21 protein-coding genes are annotated in these 21,330 nt (G+C 37.4%); 10 read left to right on the plus strand and 11 right to left on the minus strand.

Annotated features, from left to right (window positions below; all coding sequences use genetic code 11):
- Positions 1 to 54: 54 nt before the first annotated feature.
- From ZA05_RS14790 to ZA05_RS14805, 4 genes are read left to right on the plus strand one after another with little or no spacing between them, the layout of a single operon-like run.
- Positions 55 to 411, plus strand: a complete 357-nt coding sequence (locus ZA05_RS14790; protein ID WP_053992454.1) for a four helix bundle protein — start codon at positions 55 to 57, stop codon at positions 409 to 411.
- 54 nt (positions 412 to 465) lie between these two features.
- Positions 466 to 993 (plus strand): hypothetical protein, encoded by a 528-nt coding sequence (locus ZA05_RS14795; protein ID WP_053992455.1) that lies wholly within the window; start codon positions 466 to 468, stop codon positions 991 to 993.
- A gap of 18 nt (positions 994 to 1,011) precedes the next feature.
- Positions 1,012 to 2,706 (plus strand): hypothetical protein, encoded by a 1,695-nt coding sequence (locus ZA05_RS14800; RefSeq protein WP_053992456.1) that lies wholly within the window; start codon positions 1,012 to 1,014, stop codon positions 2,704 to 2,706.
- A 54-nt stretch (positions 2,707 to 2,760) separates the two neighbouring features.
- Entirely contained in the window at positions 2,761 to 3,246 is a 486-nt protein-coding gene (locus tag ZA05_RS14805; RefSeq protein ID WP_053992457.1) for a hypothetical protein, read from the plus strand.
- Positions 3,247 to 3,250: 4 nt separating this feature from the next.
- Here the strand turns inward: ZA05_RS14805 and ZA05_RS14810 are convergent, their stop codons facing one another.
- Positions 3,251 to 3,712, minus strand: a complete 462-nt coding sequence (locus ZA05_RS14810; RefSeq protein WP_053992458.1) for a GNAT family N-acetyltransferase — start codon at positions 3,710 to 3,712, stop codon at positions 3,251 to 3,253.
- Entirely contained in the window at positions 3,696 to 4,691 is a 996-nt protein-coding gene (locus tag ZA05_RS14815; RefSeq protein WP_053992459.1) for an arginase family protein, read from the minus strand. Before ZA05_RS14815 ends, ZA05_RS14810 begins: the two co-directional genes overlap by 17 nt.
- A 107-nt stretch (positions 4,692 to 4,798) precedes the next feature.
- Here ZA05_RS14815 and ZA05_RS14820 point away from each other — a divergent pair, with 107 nt between their 5' ends.
- The gene (locus ZA05_RS14820; RefSeq protein ID WP_053992460.1) at positions 4,799 to 5,683 is read left to right on the plus strand and encodes a hypothetical protein; all 885 of its coding nucleotides are present in this window, start codon (positions 4,799 to 4,801) and stop codon (positions 5,681 to 5,683) included.
- A gap of 67 nt (positions 5,684 to 5,750) precedes the next feature.
- Here the strand turns inward: ZA05_RS14820 and hutI are convergent, their stop codons facing one another.
- Positions 5,751 to 6,989: an imidazolonepropionase gene (gene hutI, locus ZA05_RS14825; protein ID WP_053992461.1), complete on the minus strand. Its 1,239-nt coding sequence runs from the start codon at positions 6,987 to 6,989 to the stop codon at positions 5,751 to 5,753.
- Positions 6,990 to 7,107: 118 nt separating this feature from the next.
- Positions 7,108 to 8,505 carry a class II fumarate hydratase gene (gene fumC / locus ZA05_RS14830; RefSeq protein WP_053992462.1) on the minus strand — a complete coding sequence of 466 codons (1,398 nt, stop codon included), beginning with the start codon at positions 8,503 to 8,505 and terminating at the stop codon, positions 7,108 to 7,110.
- A 280-nt stretch (positions 8,506 to 8,785) separates the two neighbouring features.
- On the opposite strand from fumC, the gene ZA05_RS14835 reads away from it, so the two are divergent.
- The 4 genes from ZA05_RS14835 to ZA05_RS18370 all read left to right on the plus strand — a co-directional run bounded on the left by ZA05_RS14835 (position 8,786) and on the right by ZA05_RS18370 (position 10,724).
- The gene (locus ZA05_RS14835; RefSeq protein WP_053992463.1) at positions 8,786 to 9,427 is read left to right on the plus strand and encodes a peroxiredoxin; all 642 of its coding nucleotides are present in this window, start codon (positions 8,786 to 8,788) and stop codon (positions 9,425 to 9,427) included.
- Positions 9,428 to 9,447: 20 nt separating this feature from the next.
- Entirely contained in the window at positions 9,448 to 9,882 is a 435-nt protein-coding gene (locus ZA05_RS14840; protein WP_053992464.1) for a VOC family protein, read from the plus strand.
- 9 nt (positions 9,883 to 9,891) lie between these two features.
- Positions 9,892 to 10,332, plus strand: a complete 441-nt coding sequence (locus ZA05_RS14845) for an SRPBCC domain-containing protein (protein ID WP_053992465.1) — start codon at positions 9,892 to 9,894, stop codon at positions 10,330 to 10,332.
- Between the two features lie 215 nt (positions 10,333 to 10,547).
- Entirely contained in the window at positions 10,548 to 10,724 is a 177-nt protein-coding gene (locus ZA05_RS18370) for a hypothetical protein (protein ID WP_197276109.1), read from the plus strand.
- Positions 10,725 to 10,800: 76 nt separating this feature from the next.
- On the opposite strand, the gene ZA05_RS14850 is transcribed toward ZA05_RS18370, so the two are convergent.
- The 7 genes from ZA05_RS14850 to ZA05_RS14880 form a co-directional block, all read right to left on the minus strand.
- Positions 10,801 to 13,329 carry an outer membrane beta-barrel family protein gene (locus ZA05_RS14850; protein WP_053992466.1) on the minus strand — a complete coding sequence of 843 codons (2,529 nt, stop codon included), beginning with the start codon at positions 13,327 to 13,329 and terminating at the stop codon, positions 10,801 to 10,803.
- A gap of 2 nt (positions 13,330 to 13,331) precedes the next feature.
- The gene (locus tag ZA05_RS14855) at positions 13,332 to 13,751 is read right to left on the minus strand and encodes a hypothetical protein (RefSeq protein ID WP_053992467.1); all 420 of its coding nucleotides are present in this window, start codon (positions 13,749 to 13,751) and stop codon (positions 13,332 to 13,334) included.
- A gap of 92 nt (positions 13,752 to 13,843) precedes the next feature.
- On the minus strand, positions 13,844 to 14,185 hold the full coding sequence (arsC, locus tag ZA05_RS14860; RefSeq protein WP_053992468.1) for an arsenate reductase (glutaredoxin): 342 nt from the start codon (positions 14,183 to 14,185) through the stop codon (positions 13,844 to 13,846).
- A 5-nt stretch (positions 14,186 to 14,190) separates the two neighbouring features.
- Positions 14,191 to 15,298 (minus strand): peptide chain release factor 2 gene (prfB, locus tag ZA05_RS14865; RefSeq protein ID WP_157514723.1). Its coding sequence is split into 2 segments (ribosomal slippage): positions 14,191 to 15,234 and positions 15,236 to 15,298, totalling 1,107 coding nucleotides; the frame shifts between segments, so codons are not numbered across the junction.
- A gap of 62 nt (positions 15,299 to 15,360) precedes the next feature.
- Positions 15,361 to 16,212, minus strand: a complete 852-nt coding sequence (locus tag ZA05_RS14870; protein WP_053992470.1) for a transglutaminase family protein — start codon at positions 16,210 to 16,212, stop codon at positions 15,361 to 15,363.
- A 63-nt stretch (positions 16,213 to 16,275) separates the two neighbouring features.
- Entirely contained in the window at positions 16,276 to 17,220 is a 945-nt protein-coding gene (locus ZA05_RS14875) for an alpha-E domain-containing protein (RefSeq protein ID WP_053992471.1), read from the minus strand.
- A gap of 6 nt (positions 17,221 to 17,226) precedes the next feature.
- Complete coding sequence (locus ZA05_RS14880) at positions 17,227 to 18,693, minus strand: circularly permuted type 2 ATP-grasp protein (RefSeq protein WP_053992472.1); 1,467 nt, start codon at positions 18,691 to 18,693, stop codon at positions 17,227 to 17,229.
- A 231-nt stretch (positions 18,694 to 18,924) separates the two neighbouring features.
- Between ZA05_RS14880 and ZA05_RS14885 the strand changes: the two genes are divergently transcribed.
- Positions 18,925 to 21,330 (plus strand): zinc-dependent metalloprotease, encoded by a 2,406-nt coding sequence (locus ZA05_RS14885; protein WP_053992473.1) that lies wholly within the window; start codon positions 18,925 to 18,927, stop codon positions 21,328 to 21,330.

A 21,330-nucleotide genomic window follows, 5' to 3' on the forward strand; every position in this document is an offset into this window, starting at 1 on the left:
GAGCGGAGTACAAAAGAGAATTTTGAAGTTAGTATCTTTATAGTAAAAACAGGTATGAGATTTAAGTTTGAAGATTTGATAATTTGGCAAAAAGGGATGGATTTAGGAGAATCTATGAATTCCTTGGCTAGAGCCTTTCCAAATGATGAAGTTTTCAATTTATCTTCTCAATTAAAGAGAGCTTCAGATTCTATTGCTTTAAATATTTCTGAAGGTTCTATTTTGCAATCAGGCAAAGAGTATCGCAAATTTTTGGGATATGCTATACGTTCCATAGGTGAAGTCGTTACCTGTTTGCATAAAGCCAAACGAAGAGATTATATCTCCGAACAGGATTTTCAAACCTATTATAAAAATTGTTTTGATTTAATGAATATGACTATTGCATTTAGAAATAAAATAAATGAATAATAAAAGAGAAATATTAACTTCAGACTTCGAGCTTCTGACTTCAATCTTAGTATCATGACACTAGAACTCATTGTATTTATTGCTTCAATCCTATTTGGACTTCTTATCTATTGGCGAGAGTCCAACGGAAATGGATTATATAGGTCCTTTAACAAAATAATAAATTCCAAAAAATTGCAGATGAAGCCTGAAGACAAAACAGGTTTTGTATATCAGCAATCGTTTTTAATCCGGTTGGTATCCATTACATTTTTGTTTTTGATTGGTATTGTTATTGCTCAGTTTTTATTACCCATCGATTTAGCTGCTATTTCATTGTTTGCTTCCATGATCGTAGGAACTATTTTAGGTACGTATTTGGCACAATTGATATTCAAGTCGAATGAGGTCATTGATGAACAAAGTGAGTCTCTGGAGGGTATGGTTCAGGAAACCTTGGAAAAAGGAAAGGATTTTATAGACGATTTCAAACAAAAAAGCTTGGATAAAGAAATTCCAAAAGAGGAATTACCCAAAGAAACTCCAACCGATAAGGAACAAAAAAGTGCCAGAGAGCGCTTAAAAGACAAGGGGCTATTATAAATTGAACTAACATTTACCATGATAAAAAATTACTGGAACAAAGGAAAGCGCCAAAAGCAAATCACTGTCATTTTGGGTATTGTGATATTGTTTGCACTATTCATTTTAAGGGATGATTATCAACCTGCGCTGTTGTTCATTAGAAAATATATCTTTTTCATTTTATTGTCGGGTATTATATTGGCCTTTGGTTTACATAAATTCCGTAATCAAGCCCATACAGGGAAACGAATTCTAATTCTAGGACTTTTGTTGGTGTTTTTTGCATTTCTATATGCCTTGGGTTGGCATTTTAAAATGTACGATTATATGAAAACCTATAACGTTTATAACCACCTCAATAGGGTAGAAATAGATGATTTACCGCTTACACAAAATGAGCGTATCCAACCGCTTCAGAATATTTTTTCCATGGCCAACGAAAGTGTTGGCGAAACCAAGGATGTGTCGTTGCCACATTTAGTTAGGGTGGATGGCGAAAATAAATGGACCATGGCCATTCAGCCAACCGAGAAATATGTGTGGCAACGTATCAATGACAATACCGAAGAGGTGTTTGCGGTTTCCAGTACCACACCGTTTCCTCGATTTTCTAGTGACAATAGAATTCCTGTAACCTTTTCAATTGGGGAGTCTTTAAAATTTAGTAGAAACACCTACAATGCGGTAGTACAGAGATTCAATCCATGGATGCTGTTGAATTATGAGCCAGGGGATGTGTTTTATATGAAAGATGATTCCGGGAAATGGGTGGAAGTAGTAAGTCTAATTAAATGGAATGGATTTTTCTTTCCGTATCCAACCTTTGGAGGCGTGATGATTATTGACAATGGAGAGCATGATTTTAAGGACTATTTGGAGCGTATTTTTGTTGGAAAGGGAACCTTTGTAAGTCCAGAAAACATGAAAAATCATGATTTTCTTTTGAGACAAAATATCCTATCGGAAAAGGTGTCGAGAATACAAGCTGAATCCTTGAAGTTTTTAGGAGGCTTTTCAGATCCATTACCATGGAATATGAAAACAGCCGTAAAAATTCCAAACCTTCCAGACGACCAAAACCAACAACCATTTGTTACCGATTGTGATTTTTCGGATACACAGGCAGGGGCTTATAATGGGTTGTACCATTGGTTTGGATTGGAGCCTGTAGGAGATGAGCGGACCAGTTTAACCTTTAGCGTATTTATACCCGCAGACGGTACAGATGCTTTGTATTATTACGACCATGCAGCCAAAAAGCAAGGCTATGCGGGAGTTTCGGCGATGCCTTTAAAAGTAATTGAATCTAGGAAGGAATTTGATTGGAGCGTGAACAAGCCTGTAGAGTTTAGGCCGTATATAAAAAATATAGCAGGGAAAAAGCGCATGTTTTTTTTAGGGACTATTTCAGCAGTGCGTGAGGACTCTGAAAATTTTGATGGGGCAGCAACTCCAGATTTAGCTTTGGTGGACAGTGAATATCGCGATGTTGTTTGGATTGACGTAAAACGCCCGAGTACTTGGGATAAAGCTGTTTATGATCAACTGAATGAAGCTTGGCGCTCTAGTGAAGGTATAGATGAGTACTTTGTAGAGCAGACGAAAAAAATTGATGTGGTGCAACAGCAAGAAGTAGACTCTTTAAAGATGATTCCCAAAATCGATCCCAACAAAGACGAAATAGAAAAATTGCAAAAACAGATTGATTCTTTGAAAGCCGTTCAAAATTAGTATTTTGTAACAAAGACATCCATTTTGACACTAATAAGTCAAATTAGTTATGCAATGGGCTACATGGGATTCGGTATTCAAAAGTGGATTTATAGTATGCGTCCACGTGCTCCGTTTTCCAAGGAACGAAAACCTAGTTTTACCAAACTGGATACCTATTCCAGACAATTTAAACTTCAGCCAAGTAAATCTTCTGGTAACTTTTATATACGAATGAGCTTCCTGATGTTAATTTTTGGAGGGGTAGTAGTTTATTATATGGTACCTGAAGTTTTAAATCACAGAAATAAAGTTGACAAATTGTATGCAAAAAGAATTTATGAAGAGGAACAAGAAGCGTTTACTTTTTTAGTCCATTCTGGAATGGAAAGACTTAAAAGACATCATTACTTGGAGGCCTACAATGAATTTGAGTTGGCATTTAAAATAAATCCCAAGGATGAAGCACTTAATGACGCTATGTTGCAAACCTTAAGTGTTTTATGTCGCGATAACAAAAAGTATTGTGAATTATTGGAATGTAAATTAGTTGAAAACTAAAAAGTTATTCCATCTTGATATTTCCTCGTTTACAGGGGGAGTTATCTTCCATAGGAATTTCAATAAAACCAAACTTGCGGTAAATGTAAATAGCGTTTTCTAGCTTGGTGTTGGAATAGAGTATTAGTGACTTATAATGCTGCTGCTTGGCAAAGTCTATACAATAGGCCATTAATTGCTGCCCAATACCCTGTCCTCTGTAGTTTGGAGAGACTGCCATTTTAGTGAGTTCAAACTCTAGATTGTTCGAAGTGGGCATAAGTGCAAGGGTACCTACAATGGTCCTATTAAATTTTGCGAAGAAAATGTGCCCTCCTTTGTCTAAAATGTATTCATCAGGCTTTCTTAAAACTTCTTCGTCGTAGGATTCTACATAAAAATAGGTTTGTAGCCATTCTATGTTGAGCTCATAAAACGAGCCTGCATAGTCTGATTTATAGGGCAAGATTTCAATTGGTGTCTCCATTTATAAAATTAACAATCATATGCGTGACATTTTTTGCTACCGCTTTCCTATTGTCTGGATCTACAACAGCGCTGCTGATATGGAGATAGGAAACTTCTGGAAGTTGACTAAAATGCCTTAAAACCTCCGTTACTTGTTCCATGATAATATTAGCATTCTCTTTGCTGTGATTTACGATCTCGTAATTTACATCTAAACCAAAAGGCGCTTCCGTAACATGTTTGGTAGCCCGGCGTATTTGTTTCTTAAATTTATTCTCAAAATCTTCTGTAGAACCATATTTAACAGCTTTGATTTTACCCAACGTTTTAAGAATGATCTCTGCCGTTATTTGGGTGTTGAGTCCAAGTATGAAGTAATTTTTTAAAAAACCTTCTGCATAAGCATAACTAAATCCATTGCCACTATGCCTACCTTCTTTTTTCATAAAACCAGATTGTGGTGAAATATTTATGGAATTAAATCTAGTGTTTAGGGCAAGGGATGCTCCTTTAAGTACTCCGTAGGCGTTGTTTTGGCCTCCTCCAATTATTATGGGCTTTTTTCCAGCCTTAATGATTTGGTGAACAACATAGGCCACTTTTTTGTCTATTAACTCCATTTTTCGCCTAGCTTTATCCATGTCCTTTTTGTTGTTTTGGTCGTAAGAAAGTAGTTTTTTTTGGATTTTTTTGAAGTCTAAATGACCAAGAATTAGAACTTTTTCAGGTGTAGTAATTGTATTACGGTTTAGATTTGTTAATTTTTTTAAAACCGCTTTCCACGTCTTAAAAGTCCCTGTTTTATTGGTGTTGGCGAAGTTTCCTAAATCTTCAGGAATACCAAAAACAACATAGTCAACGTCCAAATTAACAATATCGTCGTATATATTTGTGAGGCTTGAAAGTAATTGGACCTGTGTTCCAAACTTGGAATCGGCTGAACCTTTTTTAGTTAGGTTTTTTAAATCTTGCTCTGTAAAAAGTATAAGTTGGTCCATGTAGGATTTTTGGTTTAAAAACGTAAAAATACAGTTTTATTTATTTACTTTCGATTCGCAAAAACAATTAAGAATTAACGTTACACTCACTAAAAAAAAGAACAATTATGGAGAATACAAACAGTAAGAGTACGGGATTAAAGGTAGCCATAGGTATTTTATTGGTTCTGTTTATTGGAACTGGTTTTTATACTTCTAAACTGTACACTGACAAAAAGCAAACCGAAGCTACGCTTATCAAGGAAAAAAATCAGGTAATGACCGATTTAACCAATATGGCAAAGCAATATGATAAAGCCATTAGTGAAAATCAAGTTGCCAATGAAAAACTTGTAGAGCACAGAGAGCGTATCCAAGGTTTGATGGATTCATTAAAAATATCCCAAAATAGTGTGAACAGCCTATGGAGATATAAAAAGAGATATTTAGCCCTTCAGGAAGAACATGAAAGACTTTTGGTTGAAAATGATCAGTTAAAAGCTGAAAAACTACTATTGGCGGCTTCTTTGGACAGTACGCAAGTAGAATTGGCAGAGCGCACCATGAAAACCGATTCTCTTTTGATTGAGAACACAGAGCTTGCTACGGTTATGGCCAATGCTTCTACCTTACAAACAGTAGGATTGAAAGGTTTTGGAGTTATTGAAAGAAGCTCAGGAAAATTAATTCCAACTGAAAGAGCTCGTAGAAGTGATAAAATTAGAGTTTGTTTTACAGTTGCCAAAAACACGTTGGTTGGCGCTGGAGATAAAGAATTGTATGTACAGGTATTGGATCCACAAGACAACGTTTTGGGCGCCAATGAGCAGATTCAATTTGAAGATAAAGTGTTAAACTATAGTTTGATAAGTAAGTTTAACTATGAAAACAGAAGTTTGAATATTTGTGAGTTTGTTACTCCAAATGAGGATAACTTTGAAGAAGGACGTTATGTCGTAAATGTGTTCAATGAAAAGGAATTGATTTCTTCTACAGAATTCACACTTCAATAAACTACATTGTTTTGATTGATTGATAGATTAAGATGAAAAAAGCCGAAAGTTTAACTTTCGGCTTTTTTTATTTTACCAATTGACCATTTATGATGACTTGCTCAATTAAATTGTCACCAAAGGCGTAGGGTAAATATTCATATCCCGAAATAGGTTTTGTAATAATAATGTTAGCTTTTTTACCTCTACAGATACTGCCGTACATATTACTAATTCCCATAGCGTAGGCTCCATTTATCGTAGCAGCATTAATGGCTTCCTCAGGAGTCATTTTCATTTTTATACATGCCGTACTTACAACAAAGTTCATATTGCCACTTGGTGTAGAACCTGGATTGTAATCTGTGGCTAAGGCCAAAGGTAGGCCTGCATCAATAATATCACGTGCTGGCGTGTAGGGGATGCTCAAGAAGTAGGAGCAGGAGGGCAAAGCCACCGGCATGGTGTTACTGTCCTTAAGAGCTTCGATGTCCTCTGGGGCCATCTCTTCCAGATGGTCAACAGATAGGGCATTGTATTTGACCCCTAAGGCGACCCCACCGAAAGCATTAAATTGGTTGACGTGTATTTTAGGAATTAGGTCGTGTTCGATACCCGCTTTTAAGATACGTTCAGTATCCTCTAAAGAGAAATAGCCCTGTTCGCAAAATACATCTATATATTCCGCTAAGCGATCCTTGGCAGCTTCAGGAATCATTTCGTTAACCACCAAATCCACGTAACTCTGTTTGTCGTTTTTGTATTCTAGAGGAACGGCGTGAGCTCCTAAAAGGGTAGGTTTAATGTAGGCTTGAGACTCTTTTTTCAACCGTCTGATAACGCGAAGCATTTTAAGTTCGGCGGGAACTGTCAACCCGTAGCCAGATTTTATTTCAACGGCACCCGTTCCAAGTTTAATCACCTTGTTGAGACGTTCCAAAGATTGCTTATAAAGTTCCTCTTCGCTCGTGTTTTGCAATTTTTCAGCAGAATTTAAAATTCCGCCACCTCGACTTGCAATTTCTTCATAGCTCAGGCCATTGATGCGATCTACAAATTCTTTAGAACGATTGCCCGCGTACACGATATGTGTGTGGGAGTCGCACCAAGAAGGCATTACTATTTTACCAGTGGCATCAATCACCTCTTCTGCATAGAGGTCTTCACAATCTTCCATGGGGCCAAATTCCACAATGGTGTCATGTTCAATAAGCAAATAGGCGTTTTTTAGGGTTGGAAGGACTTTCATATCCTTACCTTTTACAATGGTTACATTGGTTTCTCGAACCTGAACCAATTCCTTAATGTTTTTAATAAGTATGGACAAAACGAAGTATTTTTTTCAAATTTCTTTAATTTTTTGTTAAAAAAAAAGCGCCAACATCAATTGTCGGCGTTTTCTTTTGATATCATGATATTTATCAGTTTTTGAATATCACAGCCAATTATTTGATACTTCCAATCATATCTTCTGGTTTCACCCAAGCATCGTAGTCTTCGGCTGTTACATACCCTAAATTAATGGCTTCTTCTTTTAAGGTAGTGCCATTTTTATGGGCAGTATTTGCTATTTCAGCAGCTTTATAGTAGCCAATTTTGGTGTTCAACGCCGTTACCAACATTAAGGAGTTGTTTAATAATTCCTTGATTACAGCGTGGTTTGGTTCGATACCAGACGCGCAGTGCTCTTCAAAACTTACGCAGGCATCACCCAAAAGTTGGGCAGATTGCAGTACGTTGGCAGCCATCATTGGTTTAAATACGTTCAATTCGTAGTGTCCTTGCGTACCTCCAACACTTACTGCAACATCATTACCCATTACTTGGGAACAAACCATCGTTAGCGCTTCACATTGTGTTGGGTTTACTTTTCCTGGCATGATTGAACTTCCTGGCTCGTTGGCAGGGATGATGATTTCTCCAATTCCTGAACGCGGTCCAGAAGCCATCATTCTAATATCGTTGGCAATTTTATTTAGGGAAACCGCTAATTGTTTTAAAGCACCGTGGGTTTCTACCAAGGCATCGTGAGCAGCTAAAGCTTCAAATTTGTTGTGAGCTGATACGAAAGGCTGCTCTGTGAATTTTGCAATGTATTCGGCAACCAATTCAGCATACCCTTTAGGAGTGTTTAGACCTGTTCCAACAGCGGTTCCACCAAGAGCTAATTCAGCTAAATGTGGCAAAGTGTTTTCCAAAGCTTTTAAGCCGTGGTCTAATTGTGAAACATAACCAGAAAACTCTTGACCTAAAGTTAGGGGAGTCGCATCCATAAGGTGGGTTCTACCTATTTTTACCACATCTTTAAAGGCCAATGATTTTTCGTGAAGTGTGTTACGTAATTTAATCACACCGTGAATGGTGTTTTCTACAATTTTCTTGTAGATAGCAATATGCATTCCCGTAGGGAACGTATCATTGGAAGATTGCGACTTGTTTACGTCATCGTTAGGTTGAATGGTTTTTTCGCCTTCTCCAATAACTTTTCCTGAAATTTGGTGGGCTCGATTGGCAATAACCTCATTAACGTTCATGTTACTTTGGGTGCCAGATCCTGTTTGCCAGATTACCAATGGAAATTGGTCATCATGTTTTCCTTCTAGAATTTCATCACATACTTGAGCAATTAAGTCCCTTTTTTCTTCAGAAAGTACCTCAAGATCACAATTGGTATAGGCCGCCGCTTTTTTCAAGTAGGCAAATCCATAAACGATTTCCAATGGCATCGAAGCAGGAGCTCCAATTTTAAAGTTGTTTCTTGAACGCTCGGTTTGTGCACCCCATAGTTTGTCTGCAGGTACTTGTACCTCTCCCATGGTGTCTTTTTCTATTCTATAATTCATGATGATTAGGATTTTGATTTAAAAACACAAATTTAAGTCATTTGAAGATGAATAAATAATGATTCCACAATAATTGACAGGCATTTTCGATATGAAATTTGAATAGTAAACCCAATGAAAATTCCTAGTATTTATAGTACATAAAAAATGATTGAAAGATAGTTGTTTGGCGATTTTAAGGTGTTGAAATTAAGATGAATAAAAAGTGATGTTTGTGTTAACTGTTTCGTTTTCAATGGCTTTATTGTTACCTTTAGATAGGAATTAAAATTTAGTTATTATGGCAGCAATACGATTAGGAGATGAAGCACCCAACTTTACGGCGCAATCATCCGAAGGAGACATCAATTTTCATGAATGGTTAGGGGATAGTTGGGGGATTTTATTTTCCCATCCAGCCGATTATACACCCGTGTGTACCACCGAATTAGGAACCGTAGCAAAGTATAAGAAGGAATTTGACAAGCGAAACGTTAAAGTCGTGGCTTTGAGCGTAGATGGACTGGAATCCCACAAGGGGTGGATTGATGACATTAACGAAACACAAAACACCATAGTCAACTTTCCTATTATAGCCGATGAAGATCGAAAGGTATCTGAACTTTATGATATGATACATCCCAATGCCAGTGAAAAATTTACAGTAAGATCAGTGTTTGTGATCGATCCCGATAAAAAAGTAAAACTCATTATTACGTATCCAGCGTCTACAGGTAGAAATTTTGACGAGCTTTTGCGGGTGATAGATTCCTTGCAACTTACGGCCTATCATAAATTGGCAACACCAGCCAATTGGCAAGCAGGGGAAGATTGTGTGATTTCACCTTCGGTAACTACAGAAGAAATTGCCGAATTGTTCCCAAAGGGTTATACCGAAGTGAAGCCCTATTTACGTATCACACCACAGCCAAACCTTAATTAAGGTGAAATAGTTTTGAAATTATGGCAACTATAAATCCTTATTTGACCTTCAACGGAAATTGCGAAGCGGCATTTAACTTTTACAAGTCGGTTTTTGGCGGGGAGTTTGTGTATTTGGGAAGGTTTAACGAAATTCCACCAGGGGAAGCTGGGCCTGGTATTCCCGAAGCGTATCAGGACAAGATCATGCATGTTTCCCTACCTATTGGAAAACATACCATATTAATGGGAAGTGATAACCATCCTGCTTATGGCAAAGTAAGCTTTGGGCAGAACATCAATATTTCCATCTCGGCAGACACCAAAGATGAAGCAGATAAACTGTTTACTGGCCTTTCGGAAAAAGGGCAGGTCACCATGCCGTTAGCCGATGTATTTTGGGGTGACTATTTTGGAATGTTGTTGGATCAATTTGGAGTAATGTGGATGGTGAGTTATAATACAAACACTAAATAATTTAAAAAAATGTTACAAACATTAGAGTTTTCTACCACAATTGAAGCACCGAAGGAAAAGGTTTGGAATGCCCTTTGGGAAGATCAAAATTACAGAAATTGGACCAAAGTGTTTACTGAGGGCTCACATTTTGAGACCGATTGGAAAGAAGGGAGCAGGATTTTGTTTCTGGACGCAAAAGGAGAGGGGATGTTCAGTAAAATTGATAAAATGGTTCTTAATAAATTGATGGCATTTGAACATTTGGGAATGTTCAAGGATGGCAAAGAACAGCCTCTGGATGAACAAACAAAGGCTTGGGCCGGTGCTAAAGAAATTTATTCATTGACTGAAAATAATGGCAAAACTGTATTAGAAGTCAAACTGGATACGGTAGCAGGGTTTGATGGATATTTTAATGAGTCGTTTCCAAAAGCCTTGAAAAAAGTAAAGGAATTATCTGAAAATTAAAATTTATCAAGAATTTTATATCGGAGTGATTTTGTAATTGATCAAATGAAAATCAGGTATAAAATATTCATTCCAAAGCTGTTAAAAACAGGTTGTTTTCTTGTGGATTCGGTAGCATGAGAACATTCCTAATAATATGTTAATAAAATTCAGTCACTTATTGTAAAACAAAACACTTTGTGTTATCTTTGCGGAAGTTATAAAAAAGACACCACATGTTTGAGTTTGATCAGTATTTAGGATTTTTAGCATTTTTAACCATTTTGACTATTGGATTCTGGTTAATGATATTTTTATTGACGTTTGTAATTCCTTATTGGATTGGAGGAGCTTTAATGGAACGTCTTAAAGAAATGAGAGAAGAAAAAAAGGCAAGTCGCGCTAACAGTTAATCTGCGATTGTTTTTTTTTACAATATAAAAAAGGAAGCCATTCGGCTTCCTTTTTCTTTTGTATCTATTGGAGACATTATCCTTGAAACTCCATATCATCTCCACCGCCACCATTGTTTTGTCTTGATTGACGTTGTTTTTGCTGATTAAAACGGTATATAAATGATAGAGTGATAGAACGTTGACGCCACTGGTTTTCACTATATCGAGTAAAAAAATCAGTTGTTGTTAAGGAGGTTCTTTTACGAGAATTAAATACGTCACGTACATTTAGTGAAATGGTAGCATTATCTTTTATAATCTCTTTACTAAACGCTAGATCCATGGAAAAGATACCATCTGTATCACTTTGTGCATCTTGTACAGATCCTCTGTAATGGGCATTGGTTTGCCAATCAATTTTATAAGGTAAGGTAACTTTAGAACTAAATCTTGCAAACCAACTGTTGTTTTTGGCGCTATAGTCTACCCCATTAAATTCACCATCCGTATTAAATTGGAAAAAGTTAAAACTGGTGTTTAGGCGCAACCATTTTTGTGGATTGTACATAATTCCAAATTCTCCACCGGTTCTTGTATTTGTTGAAAGGTTCACAGGAATGGTTCTAATAATGTCGATACCATCACTTGTTTGCTGTCCTGTATTTTCCTCTACAAATTCAAAAGAATCAGTTTCATGTTGGTAATATACCGAAGCGGTAAAGGTTAATTTATCCCAACGTCTCAAATATCCTAAATCGAAAGCACTTGCAAAAGCTGGCTGAAGGTTGGGGTTTCCTTGGAACACATTGGTACGACTCGATCTACTAGGGAACGGATTGATAAACCATCCTCTAGGCCTGTTGATTCTTCGGTTATATCCGAATGAAATATTTTCCTCAGAATCTGTAGCATCTCCCGATAAATTGTAAATAAGGTTTAGAGTAGGGAATAAACCTAAATAGTTGTTGTCAAATTTGGTTTGGATAGGGAAACCATACGCGTCATTCAATTCTTGGTCTGTTAACTCCGAATCGATATCTCCCTTAAGCTGGGTATGTTCCAAACGTAATCCTAGCAAGAAGGAAAATTGACCGAATTTGGTCCCATACTGCGTGTAAAGTGCATTTACATTTTCAGTATAATCAAAAACGTTAGTCAAAGTATCGTTAACAATATAATTACCATTGGAAATATCTTCCTGTTCCAATACGTAATCGGTAACTTCATTTTCTAAATTACTTCTGAATCCCGCTTCAAAACGGCTGTCTTCTCCAATTGGCAATACATAATCTGCTTGGATTAGGAATTCGTTTTGGGTTTCCTTGGTAAAAACTTGCTCTGACTGAAATGGGGCAGGATCGACTTGATTTGTAAAATCGTAATCCTCATTAATAAAGGTGTATTGATCCTCCTTATCGTTTTCATATTGAAAGTCCACGCTCAATTGGTGGCCTTCGTCATTAAATTTGTTGATATAATTTAAAGACACCTGGTAGCTATTGTCGTCCTCGGTTTGCTTTTCACGTCGTAAAGTTTCTTCAACCACAATATTGTTGTTGTTATAGCGCTCACTAATATTTTTGGAAAGATCTGCATCTTCTCCATATCTATAAAACAAACTGGCGGTTAAAGATGATTTCTTTGTAAGGAAGTATTCTATCCCCATATTACCGTTGTAGTTTCTGTTTAAGCGTTCAACTTCTTGGTCCTCTCGAACACGACGAAATTCAGGTTCAATGATTTCTCCATCCTCTTCTCGATCATTGTATGTCACATCCCTAAAACTGGTTCTAGGAGCGTCAAAGTAACGCCAACCTATATTGGAGAACAAATTGAATTTTTCAGTTCGGTAATTTAAATTGGCAGTTAATCCAACATTATCGGGATACCCTAAATTAAAGTTTACGGAGCCGTTAAAACCAAGGGTTTCCTTTTGGCGTAAAATGATGTTCAAAATCCCGGCAGTTCCTTCGGCATCATAGCGGGCAGAAGGGGAGGTAATCACTTCCACTCGCTCAATGGCCTCGGCTGGCAACTGACTTAAAATATTGGAGTCTCCAAAACCGGCCATGGCAGAAGGTTTTCCATTAATTAAAATACGGACGTTCTCATTTCCACGTAGGCTAATGGCGCCTTCGGTATCTACAGAAACAGAGGGGACGTTGTTTAAAGCGTCGCTTACGGTACCACCGGCAGTAGTGATATCTTTTCCAATATTATAGATTTTTTTATCCAGTTTAATTTCAACAGACGTACGTTCGGCAATAACTTCTACTTCGTTTAAGGATTCTACATCCAATGCTAAATTGATGGTACCCAAATTAGTATCTTGGGTTAAATTTCTGTTTTCAAAAGTTTTTGTTTTATAGGAAATGTATTCAACTGAAACGTTGTACATGCCAATAGGCACTTTAATAGAGAAATTACCTTCTTCATCCGTAATACCTCCTGTTGTGATTTTATTTTCGGATTTACTGAAAAAAGACACGGTGGCATACTCCAAAGGAAGGTTCACATCGGTATCCATAACCTTTCCTGTTACTAAAACCTCCTTGCTCTTTTGCCCGTAAATATTGTTGCTTAAGCAAATTAATGTAATAAGTGTTGTTAATAAATGCTTCATTTTTAGTTGTTAGCTTTTTTTCTTTTTCGTTTGTTTTTTTTGTTCTTCTTAATTTGCTCTTGTGGATGTTGAACAGCGTCCTGAACTTTTTGGATGGTTTCTTCGGTGCAGATGTCATTTAAATCTGCAAAATGAGTTCTATCAAGTTCGGCAAGTTTTTCCTTTAGGACATAACTTTCCAGTTGAGCTTGATAAAGCTCTTGCTTGGCATCATAATAGGAGTAGAGTTTTTGTTTGATAATGTGTTTTTGAAAGTCGTCAACTTCCAAACTGGCGACAAATTCTTGGATGAATCTGTCCATTTCCTCTTCCAATTTTTCTTTATAGCGCTCTATTTCTTTTTGTTGGCTTTCACTAGTTTGGGAATGTATTGTGGATGTTCCCAATATGAAGAGAAGAAAAAACAAAATTAACCTATGCATATACCTCTATTTTTACGTGTTTGACCGCAAAAATAGCTTAAGGTTTAGCCGGCATAGGTTAAAGTTATGTTAAAGAAAACCTAAAGAAAGGCCTATAAAATGGTAAGGATTTTAGTAGCTGGCCTTCCAATGACGGCCTTATTGTCTTTAATAACTATGGGCCGTTCAATTAGTTTTGGGTTGTTGGCCATAGCTGTAATGATGTCGTCATCGCTAAGGTCTTTTCCCTTGAATTCCGTTTTCCAAATAGCTTCATTTTTTCTGACAAGCTCAATAGGGCTGATACCTAAAAGCTTAACCAAATGAGCCACTTGGGATTTGTCAGGAGTGTCTTCAAGATATTTAATCACCTTAAATGGGGCTCCGTAAGTTTCTAAAATTTCGATTCCTTCTCTGGATTTGCTACATCTTGGGTTGTGATAAATCTCAATCATGTTGTTTATAGGTTTTCTGGAGCTTCCTGTTGCCCCATCATCATTAAATATGCTTTTAAAAATGGTTCGATATCTCCATCCATAACAGTATCAACATTCCCGGTTTCGTGTGCTGTTCGCACATCTTTTACCAGTTTGTAGGGATGCATGACGTAATTTCTAATTTGGCTTCCCCATTCAATTTTCATTTTACTGGCCTCAATGTCCTCGCGTTGATCCATTTGTTTTTGCAACTCAATTTCGTAAAGTTGAGATTTCAACATCTGAAGCGCTCTTGCACGGTTGTCATGCTGAGAACGTGTTTCGGAGCAAGAAATTTGAATACCTGTGGGCTTATGGACCAATTGTACTTTGGTTTCTACCTTGTTAACATTTTGTCCTCCAGCACCACTGGATCTAGCTGTTGTAATTTCAATATCGGCGGGGTTAATCTCAATTTCAATGGTGTCATCGACCAACGGATAAACGTATACGGATGCAAAACTAGTATGCCTTTTGGCGTTACTATCAAAAGGAGAGATGCGAACTAAACGATGCACCCCATTTTCACCTTTTAACCAACCAAAGGCAAAATCACCTTCAATTTCCAAGGTTACGGTTTTAATTCCGGCTACATCACCTTCCTGAAAGTTCAGTTCCTTTACTTTGAACCCGTTTTTTTCGGCGTACATTAAGTACATGCGCATAAGCATGCTTGCCCAATCACAGGATTCAGTTCCCCCTGCGCCCGCAGTAATTTGCAATACGGCGCTTAAGCTGTCTCCTTCATCCGATAGCATGTTTTTGAACTCCAAGCGTTCAATAAGCTCTAAAGCTGAAGCATATTGAGCGTCGACTTCTTCTGCAGAAACATCATCGGCTTTATAGAATTCGTAAAGGACTTCTAAATCTTCAACTAGTGTTTTTGAAGTGTTGTAGTCTTCAACCCATTTTTTCTTCTCCCTAAGGGATTTCATAACCAATTCGGCTTGTTTGGAGTCGTTCCAGAAATTGGGATCGAATGTTTTTTCTTCTTCGTTAGAAATTTCGATTAGTTTGGCATCAATGTCAAAGATACCTCCTCAACGCTCCCAGGCGTTCTACAAGATCTTTTATTTGATCGGATGTAGTCATAAAGATTAATTTTTTCTCAAAAATAATACACATTTTTGAAATGACTAAACCTTTGGAAGTATTTATTGTTCGTAGGTGACTTCTACGGAATGTTGAGTCTCGTTTTTTCCGGTAGAATAGATGACACCTTTAATTGGAGAACAGTCGTTGTAATCTTTTCCGTGTGAAACCTTTATATGGTTGTGGTCGGCCAAAATATCGTTTGCAGGATCAAATCCTACCCATCCAATCCCAGGAATAAAAGTTTCTGCCCAGGCATGCATTTGCGAATCCCCAAAAAAGCCATCTCCTTGATGCAGGTACCCTGAAACATATCTTGCAGGAATGTTATTTTCGCGTGCAACCGCGATAAATAAATGGGTAAAATCCTGACAAACCCCATGCCGATTTTCTATAACCTCGCTAAGTATGGTCCCTGTATGTGTAACGCCTGTTTTAAAATATAGATAAAGATAGGTCCAATGATTTAGGGCTATAAGATTATCCATTAAAGATTTTGAAGTGTCGAAAGTATGGATGGCTTTGTTTTTTGAAGGCAGTTTGGTGAGTTTTGTAGAAGTTAGGAATGATTCGTGTTCTACCTTAAACTCTAAAGTATTGATAGCTTCAAATTCTTGTGAAGGCTCCATTTTAGTAGCGAATTGAAACGGATTGATTTCTTCTTTGGTCAATTTAAATTCCGCTTCAAACTGAATAGTTTCAAAGGGTTGCTTACAATGAATTCTAGCCGTTTGAAAGTTGTAACCGCTGATGGATTTTTCAATTCGAGCATTCACGGACGTTTTAAAATCACTGGATAACAACTTTTGGGAAACATTGTTTTCAGGAATGATCATAAATTGCCAATACGCCTCAAAAACTGGGTTTTCGTAAGTGTTATTGGACTTATATTTAATGGTGTAGTCAAATGCCATGTCTTCAATAAAATAGGGATGCAAAAATAATCTATTGCGACTAACAGTTTGAGTTAAAAAACGTTAATAGTTGAAGTATTCATAATCTAATTTTGTAGATATATCCATGAGACCTTGTAATGTATTTTCTATAAACAACGCAACATTGGTTTCAATTTCTTCAATGGTTTTGAACTCATAATCGGCTCGCATTTTTCCTATAAGAAATGCCGCCGAAGTCTTATCTCTTACTTTAATGGCATCCACTGTGGTGATATGGTTTCTTATTTGGTTTAAGGAGTTCATCACGGACCTTGGGCAGTTGGGATTTAATAGTAGAAATTCTAAGGTAGATTGTTGGTTTGGTGTCTTTTTGTAGAACCTTCTGTTCATGTCGTAAGATTCGCAGCATTTCAAAAGGGTAGTCCACTCAAAGCTGTTTTCAATGGGCTTGGAATAGCCGCCTAAAGCTTTTTGGGCATCTTCATATTTGGTTTTTATGATTCGGATAATTTGAGTAGCCCGTTCAATGTTGATACCTAAGAGTACCAAGGCATAGACTTCATCATGAAGTAAGGTACTACGGATTCGTCCCCTTAAAATGGAGGTTTGTTCGGTAACGTGGGTTGTGAAGTCATGTAGTCCACTTTTAATCAAAACATCCTGTGGATAGTCCTTCATATAGTGGTAGAATTTATTGATGGATTCATAAAATTCAGTGGACATGGAATCCCGCGAAGTATTGGCATTTTCTCTTGCAAATTTGATACAATTAAAAATGGAATAGGTCTTTTCTGGGTTGAGCCCAACATTGTAAATGATCGCTTCTTCTTTAAGATCCTTTTCCTTTTTTGGAGCATCTCCTACCATTGTGGCAATAGAATTCAGTACAAATGGTCTGGATTGCGACAATTTATTTGGGGCGTCCAAAGATGAAAAATAGTTGACGTTCATAAAGCGTGCCGTATGTTCTGCACGTTCAATATAGCGTCCCATCCAAAAAAGATTATTGGCTACTCTTGCTAGCATAGAATATTATTTTTTTAAAACCCAAGTGTCTTTGGAGCCTCCTCCTTGAGAGGAATTAACGATTAAATTGCCTCTTTGTAAAGCCACACGTGTTAAGCCTCCCTTTAGCACAAATTCTTTGTTGTTGCCCAACAGTGTAAAGGTTCTCAAGTCGATATGGCGTTGCTCAAACGAATCGGAATCCTCAATATAAGTGGCATGCACCGAAAGAGACATAATGGGTTGAGCAATGTATTTTCTAGGATTTTCTTTAACCACTTTTTTAACGTCTTCAATTTCTTTCTTGGTTAATTTATTTCCAATAGAAATGCCATAACCCCCAGCTTCGTCTACAGGTTTTACTACCAATTTATCTACATTTTCCAAAACATACTTTAAATCGTCAGGGCGACTGCAATGGTAGGTGTGTACATTGTTAAGGATGGGTTTCTCACCAAGATAGAATTTGATGATTTCCGGCATATAGGTGTAAATGGCCTTATCGTCGGCAACGCCTGTTCCTGGAGCATTTACCAAACTTACATTGCCTTTTTTGTAGGCTGCAAACAGCCCGGGCACGCCAATGGCCGAGTCCTGCCTGAATTCCAAAGGATCTAAAAAGCCATCGTCAATTCTACGATAGATGACATCTACTTTTTTAGGGCCTGTAATGGTTTTCATGTACACAAAATCGTTTTCCACAAACAAATCCCTACCTTCTACCAGTTCTATTCCCATGGTTTTGGCTAGGTATGAATGCTCATAATAAGCCGAGTTGTAAATCCCCGGAGTAATTACCGCACAGGTTGGAATATCCACACCGGGAGGTTTTACAGATTCCATGATTTCCAATAAATTTTCGGCGTAATTGGTAACATTATGGATTTGGTAGTGGTTGAACACTCCAAATAACGCGCGCTTTAGGGCATTTCGGTTACATATTACATAGCTTACACCGGAAGGGCACCTGATATTGTCTTCAAGGACATAGTATTTGCCGTCTGAATGTTTGATAAGATCGGTTCCTGAAATATGATTGTAAATGCCGCCCGGTGGATTCAAACCTTGCATTTGCCTTAAATAATTGGCAGACGAGCTAATAAGCTCCATAGGTATGATTCCTGCTTTAATTATTTGCTTGTCATGGTACAAATCCCAAAGGAAGGCGTTGAGCGCCTTACTACGTTGCAAGGCTCCTTTTTCAATGGTTTTCCATTCTTTGGCTTCAATGATCCTTGGAAATAAATCGAAAGGAAAAATTTTTTCTTGGGCTTCAGAATCCCGATAGACCTGAAAGGTAATACCTTGGTTGAAAAAGGCCGCTTTAGCCTTTTCATTTAGAGCTGCATAATCTGAGTTGGAATGGTCTCTGTAAAGCTCGAATATTTTCTTGTATGTTTTTCGAACCTTTTTGTTATCATCAAAAATTTCGTCAAAAAGATTTTCGTTTTTGATATACGAAGAAAATAAGGGATTTGTTATTTTCGATTTCATTCTGAACAGATTTTCTCTAAAATAATGATAAGTATTAACTTAAATAGGTGTAAAAATTAAATAATTACTATATAAATATGGTGTTTTTGCAATTATTTGATGATTTATCAATAAAATAACAAAAAGCAATGTAAAAGCAAATTTGTCATGATTTTTGGTCCACAGCATTTTTAAGAGTTAATTTGAATAAGCCATTTAATTAGTTAGTTTTATAGACCTAATGTTCTCTCTATGAAAAAGCAAGTAGCGCAACTTCTATTGTTATTGATTGCCACTCCATTATTTTCCCAAGTTTTGGAAGGGAAGCAATTGAAACCTTATAAGGGATTTTTCAATTTTTACTACGAGGAATCTGATGACAAAATTTATTTGGAAGTTGATAAGTTGGATTCTGAATTTCTGTATGTGAATTCCCTTGCCACAGGAGTTGGTTCTAATGATATTGGTTTGGATAGGGGGCAGTTGGGAGACAATAGAGTAGTGAGTTTTACCAAGGCAGGAAACAAACTATTGTTGGTACAACGCAATATGGATTACAGGGCCAATACAGACAACAAGCTTGAAAAGAAAAGTATAGAGCAAGCCTTTGCTAAATCCGTACTTTTTGGATTTAAAATTGAAAAGGAGAATAATGGAGCTTACATCATCGATTTAACACCATTTTTATTGGAGGATAGGCACTTGGTTAGTAATACTCTGAAACGCGCTAAAGAAGGAAACTACAAGGTGGATTTAAGTAAAAGTGCATTGTCATTGGAACGCACAAAAGCTTTTCCTAAAAATGTAGAATTTGAAGCTTTGTTGACCTTCTCGGGAGAGCCTTCGGGAACTAGGTTGAGGACCGTTACCCCAACACCATCACTAGTGAGTGTCATTCAGCATCATTCTTTTGTGGAATTGCCAGATGATGGTTATCAACCAAGAGCTTTTGATCCTAGAAGTGGGGCGATTTCCATTTCCTATTTGGATTATGCCACACCAATTCAAGAGCCTATAAAAAAACACTTCATCACTAGACATCGCTTGGAAAAGCAGTTTCCCAGCCAAAAGGTAAGTGAGGTTAAAGAACCTATAGTTTATTATTTGGATCCAGGAACCCCAGAACCTGTGCGTTCAGCTTTATTGGAAGGTGCCAGTTGGTGGAATGAAGCGTTTGAAGAGGCCGGTTTTAAAAATGCTTTTCAAGTGAAAATGTTGTCAAAGGATGCCGATCCTATGGACTGTAGATATAACGTTATTCAATGGGTGCATCGATCAACTCGTGGTTGGAGTTACGGTAGTAGCGTAATTGATCCTAGAACGGGGGAAATCATCAAAGGACATGTGAGTTTGGGGAGTTTAAGGATTCGTCAGGATTTTATGATTGCCCAAGCTTTATTGAATCAGCCATTTGCCAAAAGCGATGACAATTACCAGCCAATGTTGGAAATGGCCTTGGCGAGAATTAGGCAGTTGAGTGCTCACGAAGTTGGGCATACCCTAGGCTTTGCTCATAATTTTGCGGCCAGTACCAATGATAGGGCTTCGGTAATGGATTATCCGCATCCGCTACTTGAGCTACAAGGAAAAAATATCGATGTAACTAATGCCTATGCCACAGGAATAGGAAAATGGGATAAAGTTACGGTTGACTATAGCTATTCTGAATTTCCTAAGGGCACAAATGAAACCGAAGCTTTAAATACTATCTTAGATCAGGCCCAAAGGGAAGGCCTTCGTTTTATCACCGATGCCGATGCAAGGCCCCAAGGAGGCGCTCATATTTTGGCGCATTTGTGGGATAACGGAGAAAATGCTTCTGAAGAATTAAATCGAGTGATGAAGGTTAGGGAACAAGCCATAGCCAATTTTTCAGTGGATAATATTCGAACTTACGAACCCTATTCAGTTTTGGAAGATGTGTTTGTGCCGCTGTATTTTTTTCATCGGTATCAAACTGAAGCTAATGTAAAAATAGTAGGTGGATTGGATTATAATTATGCTGTAAAAGGAGATGGACAACTCACTACAAAAATGATAGAAGCCAAAGTACAAAAGGAGGCTTTAAAGGCTGTTTTAGGAACATTGTCTGCAGAGCATTTGGCTATTCCGAAGGATAAATTGGAATTATTTCCGCCAAGAGCATTTCAATATAATAGAGGTCGCGAATCCTTTTCAGGAAAGGCAGGTGTGGCTTTCGATCCTTTTAGTGCCGCAGCCACCTCAAGTGATATGACCTTAAAATTATTATTGCATCCGGAAAGAGCCAATAGAGTAGTGACGCAAAAGAGCTTGGATAAAAATCAAATTGGGCTAGAAGACGTTTTAAATGAATTGATTGAAAAGTCGTTTCATCAATCTTATAATGATGGATATTTAAACGAGGTCCAGCAGATGGTAAACGTGAATGTTTTAAAATATATAATGAATTTAGCTGTTACTGAAAAGGCCTATTTTCAAGTAAATGCCATAGCCAATGATGCTTTGGAGGCTATTTCTGCAGAACTCGAGAAAAGCAAAAACAAGTATGCAGCGCATTACAATAGGTTAATTGCTGAATTCAATAAGGAACCTAAGGAATTTGAGCTTGAAGATGCGCCTAAAATCCCAGATGGTTCACCTATTGGAACAGATATGTGTAATTATGTTTTAGATTAA

It is taken from the genome of Mangrovimonas sp. TPBH4 (assembly GCF_001280505.1).
GTDB lineage: Bacteria > Bacteroidota > Bacteroidia > Flavobacteriales > Flavobacteriaceae > Mangrovimonas_A.